At 42.6% G+C, this 18,190-nt stretch carries 15 protein-coding genes and 1 riboswitch; of the genes, 8 read left to right on the top strand and 7 right to left on the bottom strand.

The genetic code is table 11. The features are described from left to right. Positions 1–46 precede the first annotated feature (46 nt). From BM176_RS24090 to BM176_RS24075, 4 genes are all read right to left on the bottom strand, one after another. A complete protein-coding gene (locus BM176_RS24090) occupies positions 47–226 on the bottom strand; it encodes a hypothetical protein (RefSeq protein WP_090106898.1) in 180 nt (59 codons plus the stop codon). 181 nt (positions 227–407) lie between these two features. Further along, positions 408–2,612: a response regulator gene (locus BM176_RS24085; protein WP_090106897.1), complete on the bottom strand. Its 2,205-nt coding sequence runs from the start codon at positions 2,610–2,612 to the stop codon at positions 408–410. A gap of 119 nt (positions 2,613–2,731) precedes the next feature. Beyond that, entirely contained in the window at positions 2,732–2,917 is a 186-nt protein-coding gene (locus BM176_RS24080) for a hypothetical protein (RefSeq protein WP_090106896.1), read from the bottom strand. A 136-nt stretch (positions 2,918–3,053) separates the two neighbouring features. Continuing rightward, positions 3,054–3,755: a LytR/AlgR family response regulator transcription factor gene (locus tag BM176_RS24075; RefSeq protein WP_090106895.1), complete on the bottom strand. Its 702-nt coding sequence runs from the start codon at positions 3,753–3,755 to the stop codon at positions 3,054–3,056. Between the two features lie 127 nt (positions 3,756–3,882). Between BM176_RS24075 and BM176_RS24070 the strand changes: the two genes are divergently transcribed. From BM176_RS24070 to BM176_RS24050, 5 genes are all read left to right on the top strand, one after another. Then, a complete protein-coding gene (locus tag BM176_RS24070) occupies positions 3,883–4,224 on the top strand; it encodes a hypothetical protein (protein ID WP_143097903.1) in 342 nt (113 codons plus the stop codon). Positions 4,225–4,305: 81 nt separating this feature from the next. Further along, positions 4,306–5,712 (top strand): TolC family protein, encoded by a 1,407-nt coding sequence (locus tag BM176_RS24065; protein ID WP_090106893.1) that lies wholly within the window; start codon positions 4,306–4,308, stop codon positions 5,710–5,712. A 20-nt stretch (positions 5,713–5,732) separates the two neighbouring features. After that, the gene (locus BM176_RS24060; protein WP_090106892.1) at positions 5,733–8,978 is read left to right on the top strand and encodes an efflux RND transporter permease subunit; all 3,246 of its coding nucleotides are present in this window, start codon (positions 5,733–5,735) and stop codon (positions 8,976–8,978) included. Then, positions 8,971–10,053 (top strand): efflux RND transporter periplasmic adaptor subunit, encoded by a 1,083-nt coding sequence (locus BM176_RS24055; protein WP_177230525.1) that lies wholly within the window; start codon positions 8,971–8,973, stop codon positions 10,051–10,053. Before BM176_RS24060 ends, BM176_RS24055 begins: the two co-directional genes overlap by 8 nt. A gap of 90 nt (positions 10,054–10,143) precedes the next feature. Further along, positions 10,144–10,338, top strand: a complete 195-nt coding sequence (locus tag BM176_RS24050) for a hypothetical protein (RefSeq protein WP_090106890.1) — start codon at positions 10,144–10,146, stop codon at positions 10,336–10,338. On the opposite strand, the gene BM176_RS24045 is transcribed toward BM176_RS24050, so the two are convergent. Together BM176_RS24045 and BM176_RS24040 are read right to left on the bottom strand one after the other, a co-directional pair. After that, positions 10,335–11,267, bottom strand: a complete 933-nt coding sequence (locus BM176_RS24045; RefSeq protein ID WP_090106889.1) for a metallophosphoesterase family protein — start codon at positions 11,265–11,267, stop codon at positions 10,335–10,337. The two genes, BM176_RS24050 and BM176_RS24045, sit on opposite strands and share 4 nt — an antisense overlap. Before the next feature lie 84 nt (positions 11,268–11,351). Then, positions 11,352–12,119, bottom strand: a complete 768-nt coding sequence (locus BM176_RS24040) for a phosphatase PAP2 family protein (protein ID WP_090106943.1) — start codon at positions 12,117–12,119, stop codon at positions 11,352–11,354. 142 nt (positions 12,120–12,261) lie between these two features. Then, positions 12,262–12,341, top strand: a riboswitch (Fluoride riboswitch). Positions 12,342–12,390: 49 nt separating this feature from the next. Between BM176_RS24040 and BM176_RS24035 the strand changes: the two genes are divergently transcribed. Next, complete coding sequence (locus tag BM176_RS24035; RefSeq protein WP_090106888.1) at positions 12,391–13,668, top strand: voltage-gated chloride channel family protein; 1,278 nt, start codon at positions 12,391–12,393, stop codon at positions 13,666–13,668. A 30-nt stretch (positions 13,669–13,698) separates the two neighbouring features. Continuing rightward, positions 13,699–14,649, top strand: a complete 951-nt coding sequence (locus tag BM176_RS24030; protein ID WP_090106887.1) for an NADP-dependent oxidoreductase — start codon at positions 13,699–13,701, stop codon at positions 14,647–14,649. A 67-nt stretch (positions 14,650–14,716) separates the two neighbouring features. On the opposite strand, the gene BM176_RS24025 is transcribed toward BM176_RS24030, so the two are convergent. After that, the gene (locus BM176_RS24025) at positions 14,717–15,676 is read right to left on the bottom strand and encodes an aldo/keto reductase (protein WP_090106886.1); all 960 of its coding nucleotides are present in this window, start codon (positions 15,674–15,676) and stop codon (positions 14,717–14,719) included. Between the two features lie 250 nt (positions 15,677–15,926). Here BM176_RS24025 and BM176_RS24020 point away from each other — a divergent pair, with 250 nt between their 5' ends. Then, entirely contained in the window at positions 15,927–18,098 is a 2,172-nt protein-coding gene (locus BM176_RS24020; RefSeq protein ID WP_090106885.1) for a bifunctional alpha,alpha-trehalose-phosphate synthase (UDP-forming)/trehalose-phosphatase, read from the top strand. The last annotated feature ends 92 nt before the right edge of the window (positions 18,099–18,190 follow it).

The following is an 18,190-nucleotide window of genomic DNA, read 5'->3' as shown; positions in this document are numbered from 1 at the left end:
TTCATATGAAGCGGCTCTCTCTATTACATCGTTTAAGCTTTGCTGATTAAGCTGCTTTTTTAGGAGCATGGTGTGCTTTCTTAACAGCCTTAGTGGTGTCAGAAGCTGGTTTTTCAGTTTTTGCTTTTTCTTTCTTTGCTGGTTTAGTAGCAGGAGTTTGTGCAAAAGTGATAGCACTAACACTCATAAATAATGCAGCTACAATAAGACTTTTCTTGATGTTCATGATCGTAATTTTAAGAATTATTAGATTTGTAATTTGTTGATTGTTTCTGATGTAAATGTACGATCGTGAGCAGGCGTTTTCGAACTGGTTTCGGTGAATAAGGAATAACTGTCGTTGAAAAAGGGAAAAGCGAAGTCAGGGTTGATTAATGAGATATTATGGATAGGGAATTACCGATATATTATAACAGGATATTTAGTGTTTCCTGCATGGCCTGCATGCATAACTGTTTGAGGGTGTTGAACTTATCAGAAATATTTGCAGGATTATAGCTGGAAGCTTCCAGTGTTTCCATTGGTTCCAGAAGGGGATATAATTTTGATTCCAGCCCTATAAAAGAGATTGTGGTTTTCAGGTTATGGGCTGCACTGCGGATGTCTGCAATCTGTTCTTCCGTAATAGCTTTTTTTAATAATGCAAGATCTTCCGGAAGCTGTGTAAGGAATTGTTGCAACATGCCATTCTCAAAATCTTTATCGCCTTTAGAAAGCTCCCGGAGGTATTGCAACTGAACAATGTTATTGTCACTATCTGTAAGATATCCGTGCCCGTTATTGTATATAAATAATTCAGGTGTACTGTTTTTACCGGTAAATACCTGGATCATTCGATATAGCTCTTCTTCCCTGATCGGTTTAGCCAGGTATTCATTCATTCCGGCTTGCAGGCATTTTTCTTTTTCTCCTGCCATGGCATGTGCTGTCATGGCAATAATTGGGATATTGGAATGAAGTTCACTGCGGATCTTTTGGGCGGCTGTGTAACCATCCATTCCCGGCATCTGGATATCCATCAGCACCAGATCAAAGTGATTCTTAGTGAGCGCATTGATAGCATCCTGTCCGTTTGTTACCAGCTGGTAATGTAGCTGCCGGTTGCCCAGCAGATGGCGCAACAGGTCCTGATTCATTTTGTTATCTTCTGCTACCAGCAGGCGGATATCCGGTTGGTGTAACAGGCTGAAGTTATCCGGCGAATAGTTATCCCCGTTTTCGGACAACATTTCCCCCAGTGCATAAGGCAGTTCTACCCTGAAACTGCTGCCTTTACCTGGTTCACTTTCAACAATCAACGCGCCGTGCTGTAACTCTACTAATTGCTTTACAATGGTTAGTCCTAGCCCGGTGCCGCCGTATTTACGGGTCGTATCAGCTTCTGCCTGGTTGAACCGGTCAAAAATAGCTGCCAGTTTATCAGATGCAATGCCTATTCCGGTATCTGTAACGGTAAATAACAGGCGTACGGTCTGTTCCTGAGTTCCTAATTTACTGACTATAATGTTTACGCGTCCCTGATGGGTGAATTTAATTGCATTATTGGTGAGATTCACTAATACCTGCGTAAGCCGCATCGCATCTCCGAAAAGGATATCCGGAACATCCTCATTAATATCTACAGAAAGGGTCAGGTTTTTTTCGATGGCTTTAGGCTGGAACATGGTTTGCAGGGAATGCAGCATGCCGCGCAGACTGAACGATACCGGTTCCAGCCGCATCATGCCCGATTCTATCTTTGAAATGTCAAGAATATCGTTGATGATATCCAGCAAATTTTCACCTGCACTATGAATAGCCGTTACATATTCCCGCGACTTCTCATTCATGGGCTGCTGCTTCAGCAGGGTGGTAAATCCCAGCACCGCATTCATCGGCGTTCGTATTTCATGGCTCATATTAGCCAGAAATTGATCTTTGATCGCCGTCAGTTTCTTTTCCTGCTGTTGTGACTGATCCAGCGCTTCTATTAGTTGTTCCTGTTTATGAATTCTGCTGGTGATATATAAAAAGGCAAGAAGGCTGAAAATGCAGGCAAATACCATCATGATGGTGCCCCAATTCTGTGCTTTCTGACCGCTGGTATCTATGAGATGGGTAGTACGGTTCATTTCCGTTTGCCGTGTAGTATCAAGCTGGTGCAAAATGCCGGTGATGGCTTCTCCCAACCGTTTACCTTTTTGAGCGTTAATCAGCCTTTCGGCAGACCATTTTCCATGACTATAAAAAGAGTCAAGCACTTCAATATTGAAACGGTTCTTTTCTTCCACTAAATAATTAAGCTGTGTAAGCAGTTTCTCTGTACTATCATTGAGAACAAGTTTATTGATCTCTTTAAGGTCTGCTTTGATAACAGCTACTTCGGCTTCAATGCCGGTAATATTGAGTGTATCCTGGGAGATGACAGTACCCCTTACTTTACTGTCTGTTTTGGCAATGTTGGTTTGCAGTTTCTGTAATTCATTTTTTACGTTCAGCTCGTTAAGTAATTGTTCATTACCTGAGATGAGTTTACGGATATTCTGGGCGGAGTTAAACTGCAGCACAATAAATAATACCATGCCTGTAAGGAACAGGCCTAATAAGTAATATTTAATCTGTTTAGGCTGCATAGAGGAATTGATAAGCTATATAAAGATAACAACGAATGATCAATTGCGGATTACGATAGGGAATAGTAGACTACCCCCCAAGGTAATGCGCGATTGATCATTCGCAAGGTAATTATACCTTATTTTGCTTTCGGAGCTACTGCTGCTTTCTTATGACCTTTATGGTGTTTGTGATGCACTTTAGGTTTTGCAGCTTGTGCAGTCTTCACAGCTTTAGCTGTATTAGCAGGTTTTGTAGTATTTGCGAAAGTAGCGGTACCAACTAACAGCATGGCAGCAGCCATCATTATTCCTAACTTTTTCATGATAATTAATTTTTGTTTTTGTGATTGATTACTATGATGACCTAAAGGTACATCTGCATAACACCCAAAATTCCTACAAGTTGTTTAACAGGCAATAGTAATCGTTAGAAAAGGAAAAACTGTCGTTTTGGTATTTTTACAGCAGATTCAGCCTGCTGTTAAGGGCTGATCTATATGCATCTGCTATTGGTACTGCATTCTTTTGAATCACGATGGTGCCATCTTCAATGGCTTCTATTTTGTCAAGTGCTACTATATAAGAGCGGTGTACCCGCATAAACCTACCCGCAGGAAGTTTTTCCTCTACCGCCTTCAGAGTGGTATGGATTGCGTAATATTTCTGAGGGATATGGAGCTTTACATAATCTCCCATGGCTTCCAGGAAAAGGATTTCGTCGATCTTAATGCGCTTCAGCACCCCATTATCGCGTATAAATACAAATTCATTGTCGGATACTTGTAATTCCTGTTGCTGGGACTGTGTCTCACAAATTTCCCTGGCCCTTTCTATGGCCTGGATAAATCTTGCAGGGCTTACAGGTTTGATCAGATAGTCCGCTACATTGAGTTCGAAAGCTTCTACCGCATAGTCTTTCTTTACAGTAGTGAAAATGATAACAGGAGCTTTTTTACCCAGATTACGGGTAAGTTCGATGCCGCTCATACCAGGCATTTCGATATCCAGCAGCAACAGATCTATCTTTTCCTTCTGCAACAGGTTATAAGTTTCTATCGCACTGGTGCATTCTCCCAGTACATGCAATTGTTCTACATGGCTGGCCAGTTGCTTCATTGCAGTACGGGCCATTTTATTGTCATCAACAATCAGACAGTTCATATGGCAAATATAACGAAACATTGATCCTGAGATTGCCGGTATGGCAGATTATAATTTGCTTAAAAGATGGATTTAACTACTTTTTATAACACATAATAAATATCTTGCAACTCCTAAAAGGTTTCATTTGAAACAGCTAAAGCTGCTAGTACTATTTATTTCATGTTTATTCCTTCTGTCATCGATGCAGGAGGTGAGGCATAGTACTGTTTCTTCAGCTCACGAATTGCTGATTGATTCGTCTGATACCATACATACTCAAGGTCATCTTTTTGTGGGAGAGAAGCGGCAGCGGTTCTATTACCGTACAAAAGCCCTGAATGATTTTAATGAGCATTGTATTGTTGTTTCAAGTATCAGGATCAAATCTCTCTTCGTTTTTATCTGTTCCCATTATAAAGGCTATACACAATCCTATATCAGTGTAGCTGTCTCCCTGAATAACTGGAGAGGCCCGCCCACCGCTTAATCCAATTTACACATTCAACGCTAATTTATTATTTGTAGTCCGGGGCTGTTGCCCCCGGGTACTTTAACACTTTCCATCAGTATGCGATGTAACATTACTGCAGGAACGTGGGTGGCTATGTTTTGCCTTTTCATTGGCATGACCATCCGTTCCTATGCACAATTACCGCTGCAGCAGGCAATTACGCTTACCCTGCAGCACTATCCCACTTTAAAGGTAAAAAGGGCATTATCCGAGGCCGCCGTGGCACATTCCACAGATGTAAATCATCAGTGGTGGCCTTCTATGAAACTACTGGACGAAGTGAATGCGGGTACCGATAATGGTATTTACGGTTCTTACTTTCCTATGAGTACCATCCCGTCTACTTCCGGTGGTATCAGGGATGCCAACCGTTCCGAAGTGATGAGCGGAAATATTGCACTGGCACAGATGCAGTGGGAGGTATATAATTTTGGTGCATACCGAAGTAAGCGGGAAGAAGCCCTGCAACAACAAAAAGTATACACCTCAGATGCAGACATCACAGCAAATGATCTGACGGTTTCCGTGATCCAGGACTACCTCCGGTTGTTGCAATACTACGCTATGATGCGTATTCAGGCAGATAATATTGCCCGCACCCGTTCTGTATTACAAGCGGTTACAGTGATTGTATTGCATGGACTTAAACCAGGGGTAGACAGTTCTATTGCTACCGCAGAACTTTCCAAGGCCAGGCTGAATTATCTGGATATGCAGAACGGGTATAACCAGGTAAGGATGCACCTGGGTATCCTTACCGGTCTCGATAGCTCAGTTATAATTCCAGATACATTATATAATGGAGGATTGGTACAGATGCTTGAAAATGCAACGGATACCGCTGTTGTACAACAGGAACACCCTGCTCTGCAATTTTACAATGCATTATTCCAGCAACAAAAAAAGCATGAAGATGTGATCCGGAAAGACGCGTTACCGAAGGTATCGCTGATGGTTGCAGGATGGATGCGTGGTTCCAGCACACAATACAATGATATATTTAACAAAAACCTGTTGAGTGGTATCGGTTATAGCCGCTATAATTACCTCGCAGGAGTAAGTGTTGCTTATAATTTTACAGATATCGGGCACACACGTGATAAGATGCGTGAGCAACGCTTGCGTACACAGGCGGCCGAAAGTCAGCTCGAAGCCTCGCATACCTTATTGGATAACCAGTTGATGCAGGCACAGATAAATATTCATACCGCCATGGATAAACTATTTGAAATGCCTGCTCAGCTCAATGCAGCCAGGGCCGCAGCTATGCAAAAAATGGCACTCTATAAGGGGGGCCTTACGAATATCATAGAAGTAACCAATGCATTGTATGTGCTGAACCGTGCAGAGACAGACCTTGTGCAAACCCATAATGCTGCATGGCAGGCCCTTTTCATGGAGGCATTTGCCAGTAATCATTTACAGCAGTTGGTGCAGCAACTGGAAACCGCACGCCGGCAATAAAAAACTTAAAACCAATCATTATGTCATTAGTTGCAACTGCATTGAAAAAGCCATTGTCCGTAGTCGTAATTACTCTGGGCGTGTTCTTGTTTTCAATACTGGCCGTGATAAATATCCCGATAGATATTTTTCCTAAACTGAACCTGCCTACGATATATGTAATAGAACCATATGGAGGCATGTCTTCCCAGCAAATGGAAGGCTTCTTTGCTACAAGATTACAGGACCAGTTTCTGTATGTAAATGGGATCAAAAATATCAGTAGCAAAAATATCCAGGGTCTCACCATGATCAAACTTACTTTCTACGAAACCACCAATATGGCAGAAGCATCGGCACAGGTAGCTTTACAGGTTAGCCGTGCTATGAACTTTTTTCCACCGGGGGCCGCACCTCCGCAGGTAGTGCGTTTTGATGCATCTTCACTGCCGGTTGGACAATTGGTATTCAGTTCTAAAACCCGCTCTCTGAAAGATATTTACGACCTGGCTAATACCCGTATACGGCCTATGTTTTCATCTGTTCCCGGTCTTTCAGCACCACCTGCATTTGGCGCCAATGCCCGTTCTGTAGTAGTGAATGTCATCCCGGAGCAATTGCGTAGTTATAACTTAAGTGCAGACCAGGTAGTGGAAGCCATTGCAAAAAATAATGTGATGACGCCTTCCGGTAATATCCGTATTAACAATAAAATGTACCTCACAACCATCAACTCATTAGAGGAACAAGTGAAAGATTTCGGTGATATTCCCATTACGACCAATGGTCAATCCACCGTGTTTGTTAAGGATGTGGCGAATGTAGCTGATGCAGCAGATATAACAGTAGACTATGCACTGGTGAATGGTAAACGTTCAGTATATATGCCGGTAGTTAAAACTGCCGATGCATCTACCTGGGAAGTTGTAAAACAACTTAAGGCTAAACTACCGGAAATGCAAAGCCTGCTGCCGGAAGATACGAAAATTACCTACGAATTTGATCAGTCAGTAGCCGTGATCAATGCAGTAAAAGGACTGGTGACAGAAGGCTTACTTGGAGCACTGTTAACTGGTTTGATGGTATTACTTTTCCTGCGGGATTTACGTAGTTGCCTTGTGGTGGTAATCACTATCCCTGTAGCAATATTAAGTGCGGTACTTGGATTACAATTGGCCGGACAAACAATAAATCTCATGACTCTTAGTGGTCTTGCATTGGCAATAGGAGTGCTGGTAGATCAGGCGACTGTCACCATAGAAAATATTCACCAGCACCTGGAAATGGGCAAGCCTAAACGACAAGCCATCTATGAAGCATGTGAGGAAATAGCTTTCCCTTTATTACTCATCCTGCTTTGTATCCTGGCGGTATTTGCACCTTCACTTATTATGACAGGCGTACCTAAAGCAATGTTTCTGCCATTGTCTTTGTCTATCGGATTTGCCATGATTGCATCATTCTTTACTGCACAAACACTGGTACCTGTTATCTCCAATTGGTGGCTAAAAGAAGAGAAATTCCAGTATCATCATGGGCAGCCACATGCACATGCGGGACTGGCATTGGACGAAGAAGAAATCAAAGAAGTAGACTCCCATTTGTCCGATCAGCAGCAACATCCGGAAAAAAACAGCAGTTTTGAGCGCTTTAAAGGTTGGTTTATACGTACGCTGGAAATGTTAGGCAAGCATTCTGCATTGGTGATCACTATGTATGTTATTGTTGCATTTGCAGCTGCCGGTGCCGCTTTTATGGTAATAGGAAAAGACCTGATGCCGCATCTTAATGGTGGACAATTCCAGCTTCGCCTGCGTGAACCGGATGGTACAAGACTGGAACGTACTGAAGAGAAAGTACATCAGGTATTACAGCTGATAGATAGTACTGTGAATGGAAATGTGGCTATCAGTTCAGCTTATGTGGGACTAATACCCAGCAGCTTTGGTTCAAGTAACCTGTATGTGTTCAATGCCGGCACACATGAGGCAGTATTGCAGGTAAATCTGGATGAAAATTATAAGACGGATATAGACAAGTTAAAAGACCGGCTTAGGAAAGTAATCTCTACTCACTATCCGGAATTACGGATATCTTTTGAGCCGGTAGACCTGACAGAGAAGATTATGAGCCAGGGTTCAGCAACACCCATTGAAGTGCGGGTGGCAGGTAAAGATATGAAGCAGATTGAGGAATATGCAGATAGATTGGTAGAAAGGCTGAAGCGGATCGATATCCTCCGGGATGTACAGATTGCCCAGCCATTGCACTATCCGGTTATCAATATTAATGTAGACCGCTTTAAAGTGGCACAGATGGGATTGAATATCTACCAGGTGGCCCGCTCAGTTACAGCATCAACTTCCTCCAGCCGTTTTTCTGAAAAGAATCAGTGGTTGGATCAGAAAGGTGCCTACACCTATCAGGTGCAGGTACAAATTCCGGAATACAATATGCAGACTGTAGACGATCTGAAAGAGATCCCGTTGGTAAAAGGACAATCACGCCCGGTACTTGGCGACGTAGCAACCTTCTCATATAGCGAAATGCCCGGAGAATATGACCGTGCCGGCCCCCGTAGATTTCTGACTGTGAGTGCAAATATTTCTGGTGCTGATCTTGGGAGAGCAACAACAGCTGTACAAAGGGAAATTGATGAACTTGGGCCGCCTCCCAGAGGGTTAAAAACAGAGGTAAAGGGTAGTTCCAGCCTACTATTGGAAACACTTGGCGGATTGCAGAATGGTCTGATCCTGGCCATCGTCGTAATCTTCTTACTTTTAGCAGCCAACTATCAGTCATTTAAACTGAGTTTTGTTGTACTTGTAACTGTCCCGGCTGTAATTGCGGGTGCACTGCTTATGTTATTGCTTACAGAATCTACACTTAATCTGCAGTCTTACATGGGTATGATTATGTCTACCGGAGTATCAGTGGCTAATGCCATCCTTATTGTTACAAATGCAGAAAAGCTTAGGCTGGAATACAGGGATGCTTATAAAGCAGGTATTGTGAGTGCCGGGATCCGTTTGCGTCCTATCCTCATGACCAGTCTTGCCATGATTGCAGGTATGATCCCTATGGCATCCGGAATGGGCGAATCGGGCGATCAGACTGCCCCATTAGGACGAGCTGTGATAGGTGGGCTGATTGCATCCACAGTGGCTGCGTTGTTTGTATTACCACTGGTGTATGCCGCCATGCAGCGTAAAACTACTTACGACTCACCCTCCCTTATGCCTGAAAAAAATATTGCTGACCATAAAACAATCATCACTCATGTATAAGAATATCGTGATTATCACTAGTGTTGTGGTATTACTGGCTGCCTGTAATACCGCTTCATCAAAAAAGAGAACAACGAAGAAAGATAACGTTAACAATTATACGCTCACCGAAGTAATTAAGAAACCCCTTTCTTCCAGTATAGAACTCCCAGCTGTATTGGAGGCTTATCAAAAGGTAAGTATCTACCCACGTGTAAATGGTTTTGTAAGAGATATAATGGTAGACCGTGGAAGTGTAGTGAAAAAAGGACAATTATTGTTACAGCTGGATGCACCGGAAATCATCCAGCAATATTATGCAGCACAGTCAAAATACCTGCAGGCGAAAGCTGTATTTGCAGGATCAAGAGATAACTACGAACGTACTCTGGCTGTCAGTGAAACCCCTGGTACTATTTCCCCACATGATGTGGAAGTGGCAAATGCAAAGATGCTGGCAGATAGTGCTATTATGAATAGTGAGCTGGCTAATCTGCGTGCATTGGAAGCTACCCGTAGTTATCTGACGGTGACCGCTCCGTTTGATGGGGTGATCACAGAACGTAATATTCATCCAGGAGCGTTGGTTGGCCCTACAACAAATGTTGACGGGCGTCCTATGCTGATGCTGGAGCAGGAGGGCCGGCTGCGTTTGGTAGTGCAGGTACCGGAGGCATACAGTGCGCAACTCTCAGCTGTGAGGCAAGTGAAATTTCACGTGAATGCATTACCGGGAGTTGAATTTGCAGGAGGTATCAGCCGGCAGGCCGGTTCATTAAATGACCACTATCGTTCAGAAGCTGTGGAAGTAGATGTACAGAATCCGCAGCATCAGCTTAAACCTGGTATGTATGCAGAAATTGTAATACCGGTTACGGGCTCCCTTGAGGCAATGGTTGTACCAGGTAGTGCAATCGTTACTTCTACGGAAAGAAAGTATGTGATAGCCATTAAAAATGGTCGTACGCACTGGATAGATGTGCAAGAAGGAAATCGGCATAATGATTCAACGGAAGTGTTTGGTCAATTGATGCCAGGGGATAAAGTTATATTACAGGCAACTGACGAGATTAAAAATGATATCAATATAGAATAAAATGAAAAGAGGATGTATCAGTAATATGATGCATCCTCTTCTGTTTTGCATGGCAGCATTTTTGTAACTCTATATGTAAAATGTATTGTTATGACAGTTAAAAAAACAACGAGCACTCAACGTACTATTAAACAGACAAAACGCGAAAATGCTACCAATGTTCAAGCCGCAAAAGCTGCTCCCAAAAAGGAGTTCAATGATGATAAAAATAATACCCTGGAAGGATATGATGAAAATGAATATGATAGTAAGGATAAGGCAGATGAGAAACGTAAAAAAAGTTAAACATTCCAGCCATAAGGAATATACTCGTTCTCAAAACTACCATCGTCATACAGATTTACCATAGCATAGCCATTGTCTGTCTGATAACGTTTTCCTTTCCACCAGTTACCACTTACCGCACCATTGCTGATGTATGTAACGCCATTGTACATAACCTGTTCGTAAAGGTGGATATGTCCACTTAAACAAAGTTTAACATTAGGATGTTGATCGAATAATGCAACAATACGTGCAGAATCTACGTGCATAGAACCTAATCCCAATTGGTATCCGATCTCATCTTTATATTTATTGTCGACAACTACAGTTGCTGCGGATACAATAGGAGCATGTGATAAGACGATGATAGGCATAGTGGTATTTGCCTTCAGATCTTTTTCCAGCCAATCGAATTGCTCATCATCCAGTTTACAGGTATACCATACACCATCTTTTTTAGGTTGGATACTGTCAAGAACTATAAAGTGCCAGCCGGCTTTGTTAAAACTACGATAAGGTTTTTCCAGCCGCATCATCTCCAGTGCATATTTTTTACCATAGAGCAGGTCTGATGTCTGACCAGCACCCCAGCAGTCGTGATTACCAATACAATATTCTATTGGCAGACTATTATCATTTTTCATGAGATCATGCCAGAGTTTCCATTGTACTTCCACCCGGTCTTTAGGTTGTTTTAGTGCATCCATGATACAATCCCCTGTATTCATAATAAAGGAGGGCTTATCTTTTTGAGACTGAATATGATGCAGGCATTTCGCAAGGCCTTCCGATGCATGCATTTCGGGTTCCAGGTGTACATCTGTAAGGTGGGCAAACCTTAATGCAGGTTTTTTAGTGGTAGAAGTAATAGCAGCAAGAGAGCGGGTGCCCGGGAGGGTGCTAACCAGTGCACCCAGGCCAAGGCTTTTCAGCAATGAACGACGATCCATAGAAAAGTTATTTTTGCAAACTTATTTTCTCTGGAGGTCAGTTACCAACTGATAACAGGTTCTTAATATAAAGATAACAATGCCTTATTTTGGTAGGAACACAAGGCTGATACCCGCAGTTTTCCATTCTGCATTGTAAGTAGGCAGAATCATTGCATTCATGGCGGATTTAGGTATGAATAACCGTTGCAGTTTGGGATAGATCCAGTAAGCTGCTTTTGTGCTCAGGATACCAATACCGGCACCAGTAACCACATCGCTAACCCAATGGCGGTTATTGTACAACCGTAGTACGCCGGTGGCAGTTGCCGCTGCATAACCAGCCACCCCATACCAGGGACTTACATCTTTATATTCCTGCCACATAAACTGTGCTCCCATAAAGGCAGTCGCAGTATGGCCAGAAGGGAAGGAGTTATAAGTACTTCCATCAGGGCGTAATATATGTGTACTGTTTTTCAGGATGCCCACCGTACTTGTCATCAGCAGGGCGGAAATACCCAGGATCATTGTCCTGTCACGGAAATTATGAGCGCCATGAATCCCAGCAAGGTTGAGTGCATATACAGCCAGTGCAGGAGAGTACTCAAGATAATTATCAATTTTGGTGGAGAAGCCCGGATTGTCTTCCCTTAATTCAGCCCTGGTGGTATGATTGATAGATAGTAGTGTCGGATTTTTCAGCGCAAAGAAGCCATAACCAACCATTACAGCCGGAACAGCGATCCCAGCAATGGAAGGGCGGTAGTTCTTTATGGCAGCACGCCTGTCAAAAAGGGTTGTAGTAGTATCTTTTATGGAGATTGTTGATGTATCTACAGGCATTGTTTGCGCCATGGTAGAGGATATCATTGATGTAAATATAAACAGTTGAAGGTAAAATCTCATTGTTCTGTACAGCTTAGGCTTTGTAAATTGCAATAACATTCTTAAAACATTCTGAAGATACGAAGAAGATAATTTTAATCTTTAGCACTTACATGTTATATTTGTCCCTATACCAGGAAATGGTGTCTTCCTGCACAAGAACCGTCCGGGCATTAGTTAGCCGGAACTGATGACGCCTACAAATTGAAACGGATGCTCCTGTGAGGGGGCATCATATTAAGTTTATTTGTAGGTTATGAAGTTTATCAGACAGTCATTTGAGCAATTTACTATCGCTTATCAGCTTATCCGCTGGACCATTATTCTTATTCCTCTTTCCCTTATTGTGGGCACATTGGTGGCTCTTTTCCTCTGGTTGCTGGAATATGTAACTGAGTACCGCTATGACCATGAGTGGCTGCTCTATTTCCTGCCCCTCGCAGGTGTTGGTATCTATTTCATTTACAAAGAGTTTGGTGGTAAGTCTGAAGCAGGGAATAACCTTATTATGGATGAGATCCATGAACCGGGCGGGGGCGTACCGGCCCGCATGGCTCCGCTGGTATTACTTACAACTATTATTACACACCTTTTTGGAGGATCTGCCGGCCGGGAAGGTACTGCTGTACAGATCGGTGGCAGTATGGCAAACTTTTTAGGCCGCAGGATGCGCCTGAAGCAGGCAGATGTTCGTATTCTGTTAATGACGGGTATAGCAGCCGGTTTCGGCGCGGTGTTTGGCACGCCGCTCACAGGGGCCGTTTTTGCTCTGGAAGTACTGGCTATAGGCGTAATCCGCTATGATGCACTGATTCCCTGCCTGATTGCAGCTATCTTTGCAGATATTGTTTGCGGTGCATGGGGCATCCATCACACTCATTACCAGATCTTATTTCATGAAGCGAAACCTTCCCTTTTTCATTTTATACATTTCGATCTGTTGCTTTTGGCAAAAGTGATTGTTAGCGGTGTTGCTTTCGGACTTGCCAGTTTTACATTTTCTACCTGCATGCGTAACATTAAGAAGTATGCAAAACAATTTATCCGCCCGGCATGGCTGATTCCTGCTATTGGTGGAATAATCATAATCCTGTTATGCTGGTTGCTGGGAACTCATGATTATTTAGGATTAGGAGTAACGGCATCGAATGAGTCTGGCGTAAGCATTGTTGCAGCATTTACTAATGGTTATGTTCCCACCTGGGCATGGTTCTGGAAGTTGCTTTTTACAGCTATCACACTGGGTATGGGCTTCAAAGGCGGGGAAGTTACCCCGTTATTCTTTATCGGTGCTACATTAGGTGTTACAATAGCGGGATTAGTGGGTGCACCTCCAGATCTGTTTGCCGGCCTTGGTTTTATTGCCGTATTTGCAGGGGCCACCAATACGCCTATAGCCTGTACCCTCATGGGCATAGAACTTTTTGGCACGGAGCATGCGTTGTATTTTGCCGTGGCCTGTTTTACGGCTTACTATTTCAGTGGGCATGCTGGTATCTACAGTGCGCAGCGTGTTGCGGTTTCCAAGAAATAAATTCATCACCATATTAACTCCTTAGTATTCATGAAAGCAGTTGCTGTTTCTAAATTTAAATCCGCTCCCGAAGTAATGGAGCTTCCAAAGCCCACAGTAAAACCTGGTACACTTATTATCCGTGTAGCCGCGGGAGGTATGAACCCTTTTGACTGGAAGTTGACAGATGGTATCCTGGATGGGAAAATGCCGCACCAATTCCCCCTGATTATGGGCACGGATGGTGCTGGTATTGTTGAATCAGTGGGAGAAGGAGTAACCCATTTTAAGGAAGGAGATGTCGTGTATGGACAATTCATTCATGCACCAATAGGTGAAGGTGCTTTTGCGGAGTATGCCATTGTACCGGATAGTGTGATCATTTCCCGGGCGCCTGCAAAGATTTCACTCACCGAAGCTGCAGCTATACCCACTGCCGGTATGACCGCACAACAGTTAGTGGAAAAATCGGGACTTAAACACGAACAGACATTGCTGCTCGTAGGTGCTACTGGAGGTGTAGGTTCTTTCTTAATTCAGTTGGCTAATATGCAGGGGATTTATGTGATAGCGACTGTCAGCGATGATGAAGGGGCTTCACGTGTTACAGAATTGGGTGCGAGAGAAACAATCAATTATAAAAAGCTGTCAGTCGATCACGAGATAAAAGCTAAATATCCTGATGGCGTGGATGGGCTGATTGATCTTGCCAGCAATGCGGAAGCTTTTAAAACTATGTCTGCACTGGTGAAAGATGGTGGTGTGGCTTTGACAACGAACTTTGTTGCAGATAGTCATGCATTGAAAGAAAAGAATATCACAGGAGGTAATTTTGAAACAAAAAGTACAGTGGAATCTCTTGATTCTTTAACTGATGCAGTAAATAATGGAATGCTAAAAGTTTCAGTGGCTGCTGTGATAAGCCTGGAAGAAGTTCCTGCGGCTATCGAATTAAGCAGGCAAGGGAAAAGCGAGGGGAAAACAGTGATTAAAATCAGTTAGAAATAATCGGGCCCAACCAAAAAGAGGGCGTACTAAAAGTAAGATACGCCCTCTTAAAACTTTATTATTATACATCCGTATAGTCACTTGCAATATTTAATTTTTCAATAGCTCCTGCATCCAGATTCAACTGAGTTGCCTTAAACAATTCATCCAGTTGTTCTATATTGGTTGCACTGACAATAGGTGCTGTCAGGCCTTCCCTCTGTACAAGCCATGCAATGGCAACACTTGCCGGTGTTGTGTGATAACTTGCCGCTACTTCATCAAGTGTATCTAAAATATTCATTCCACGTTCATCCAGATAACTGAGTGCTTTCTTCCCTCGCGGACTTTTTGCAGCATCTTCTTTAGAACGGTATTTACCACTCAGAAAACCACTGGCCAGTGAATAATAACTAATCACTCCCAAATCATATTGCCTGGTAATCGGCTCATATTCCCGCTCAAATTTTTGGCGGTCATAGAGGTTATATTCAGGTTGTAATGTTTCATATCTTGGATAACCATATTGTTCGCTGGCCTGTAATGATTGCAGCAATCTTTCGGGACTCATATTAGAGGTGCCGATAACACGTACTTTGCCGGCTTTGATCAGTTTTGCATATGTTTCCAGTGTAGCCTCTACAGGTGTTTCCAGGTCATCATAATGTGTCTGATAAAGATCAATATAATCTGTCTGTAAACGGTGAAGAGAATCTTCAATGGCTTTCTCAATATATTGTGGTGCGAGCCCTTTTTTATCAGGAGCCATTTCTCCCCCTACTTTTGTTGCAATCACTACTTTATCTCTTTTTCCGCCTTGCTTTATCCAGTTCCCAATCACCTTTTCAGATTCTCCGCCTTTATTACCCGGTATCCATTTTGAATACACATCAGCAGTATCAATAAGATTGAAACCTCTTGCTACAAATGCATCCAATAGTTTGAATGAAGTTGCTTCATCTGCCGTCCATCCAAAAACATTACCTCCGAATGCCAATGGCGCAACCTTGAGTGGTGATTTACCTAATTGTCTTTGTTCCATGATGAATAGTTTAATTCATTCTCCATGCTGCAAAAGGGATACCAGACATAACATAACTGACACATTAGCAATAAGATAGTTCACCTGAGATAAAAAGTGTAACTTCGTACGGCCAATTGTACCCTCATTTAATAATTTTTATTTTCTTTCCCTATCTATTTTAAGGAGCGTTTTTTGTAAGTGCATTCCATATTTAGGATTGGCATAGCTAATAGCTTTGATTTTTTTGATTTAAAGACATTACTGTATTATGAGTAAAACCATTATTGTATCTAACAGGCTACCGGTAAAGATCACAGAAAAAGAGGGCGAGTACCTGTTAAATCCGAGTGAAGGTGGTCTGGCTACAGGACTTGGGTCCATTTACAGACAGGGCTATAATATCTGGATTGGATGGCCGGGATTGGATGTAAATGAAGAAGCTCAGCCCATAATTAAAGAACAACTGAGCGAGATAAACCTGATGCCTGTTTATTTGACACAGGAGGAAATAAATAACTATTATGAGGGATTCTCGAATGAGGTACTGTGGCCTGTTTTCCACTATATGTCCGTATATGCCCGCTATGAACAGATATATTGGGATTTTTATTATCAGGTGAATAACAAATTCAGAGATGCTATTTTGCAGGTAGCAGAACCTGGAGATGTAATATGGATTCACGACTATCAGTTACTCTTATTACCGGGGATGGTCCGTGCTGCATTACCGGATGTAGCCATTGGTTATTTCCAGCATATTCCTTTCCCTTCTTTTGAGTTATTTCGTTTAATCCCCTGGCGTGTAGAATTGCTGGAAGGGATGCTGGGCGCTGATCTTTTGGGTTTTCATACTTTCGATGATAGTCATCATTTCCTGAATGCTGTAACCCGCTTATTACCTGTGAATGCTTCTGCGAATGTTGTGTTGATGAACGACAGGGCTGTAGTAGCAGAAACATTTCCCATGGGAATTGATAATAATAAGTTTGAGTTATTATCCAGCGATCCGGAAGTATTGAAACAACTGGATAGTTTACGCGAGAATTTCCAGCATACACATATGGTGTTGTCAATAGACCGGTTGGATTATAGCAAGGGAATCATTCAGAGATTGCAGGCATTCGAATTATTTCTGCAGATGTATCCTGAATATATTGAAAAGGTTGTGTTATATATGATTGTTGTACCGTCAAGGGATACAGTACCTCAATACAAAGAATTGCGTGAAGCAATAGATATGCTGGCAGGTGGCATTAATGCCCGTTTCCGCACCATGAACTGGCATCCGGTGAATTATTTTTACCGTTCATTCCCGGTAGAAACATTATCTGCATTATACAATTTTGCAAATGTGGCTCTTGTAACGCCCATGCGTGATGGTATGAATCTTGTGAGCAAAGAATACATTGCCAGCAGAACGAATAATACCGGTGTTCTGATCCTGAGTGAAATGGCTGGTGCTTCCAAAGAACTGATTGATGCATTAATTGTAAACCCTAATAATATCGGAGCTATTGCACGTTCATTATATGAAGCACTGAATATGCCCGAAGAAGAGCAGGCCCGCCGGATGAAACCTATGCGGCAGGTGGTCTCTAAGTTTAATATCTCGCATTGGGTAAAACTCTTTATGACCCGTTTACAGGAGGTGAAACAAATGCAATTGTCTATGCTCGCGCGTCGTATGAGTATGGAGATGCAAAAGCGGATACAGCGGGATTATAAGGCTGCTGCAAGGCGTGCCATATTTCTGGATTATGATGGTACGCTTGTTGGCTTCCAGCGGAATATTGATATGGCTTCGCCAGACCCGGAACTATATGAGTTATTAAAAGAACTGTCAGATGATCCGGTTAATCAGGTGGTCATGATCAGTGGACGTAAACATGAAACGATGGAACTATGGCTGGGACATATGAACCTGGACCTTATAGCAGAACATGGTGCATGGCAGAAACAGAAGGGGGCAGAGTGGCAGAAACTTTCGGGATTAACAGATCAGTGGAAACAGGATATCGCACCTATTCTGGAAACATTCACCGATCGTACACCGGGTTCTTTTATAGAAGAGAAAAGTTTTTCTCTGGTATGGCATTACCGGAAAGTAGAATCCGGCCTGGGTGAATTGCGTGCAAATGAGTTAATGAATACCTTACGATATTTCACCAGCGATATCGGATTACAAATACTGCCAGGTGATAAAGTGATTGAAACAAAGAACATGGAGATCAATAAAGGGAAAGCAACACTGGCATGGATGCAGGACAGGGAATTTGATTTTAAACTGGCTATTGGAGATGATTATACGGATGAAGATATTTTTAAAGCATTACCAAATGATGCTGTTACGATCAAAGTAGGTAGCCAGGTATCTGCGGCAAGATATTATTTAAGAAACTACCAGGAAGTGAGAGCGTTTTTAAGATCGCTGATTTCCTGAGATAATCAGTGCAGGTACCGACTGTAACATCTGATTCTTTAATCCATAAAAGATGCCCCCAAAAAGTAAGACAACTTTTGGGGGCATCTTTT

This window comes from Chitinophaga sp. CF118 (genome assembly GCF_900112615.1).
Classification (GTDB): Bacteria; Bacteroidota; Bacteroidia; order Chitinophagales; family Chitinophagaceae; genus Chitinophaga.
The sequence above is the reverse complement of the archived record's forward strand: the minus strand, read 5'-3'. Positions and strand labels throughout refer to the sequence as shown.